General features: G+C 67.4%; 1 pseudogene. It reads right to left on the minus strand.

Going from position 1 to position 224, the window contains the following annotated elements:
* Window positions 1–224 (minus strand): annotated as a pseudogene (locus ACCD00_RS30945) (GlxA family transcriptional regulator); the annotation flags it as partial.

A 224-nucleotide genomic window follows, 5' to 3' on the forward strand; every position in this document is an offset into this window, starting at 1 on the left:
AGTTCGCGACCGTGATCGCGGCTGATCAGGTGCAGCATCATGTCCAGCGGCGCGGTGCCGCCCGAGCTGGTGAAACGGTTACGGTCGAGGGTGAACAGACGGGTGCTCATGGCTACCCGCGGGAAAGCTTCCTGCATCGCCGCCAGGCATTCCCAGTGCACGCTGCAATCGAAGCCGTCGAGCAGGCCGGCGCAGGCCAGGGCCCAGCTGCCGGTGCACACCGC

It is taken from the genome of Pseudomonas sp. Pseusp3 (assembly GCF_047304225.1).
GTDB classification, from domain to species: Bacteria; Pseudomonadota; Gammaproteobacteria; order Pseudomonadales; family Pseudomonadaceae; genus Aquipseudomonas; species Aquipseudomonas fluorescens_CD.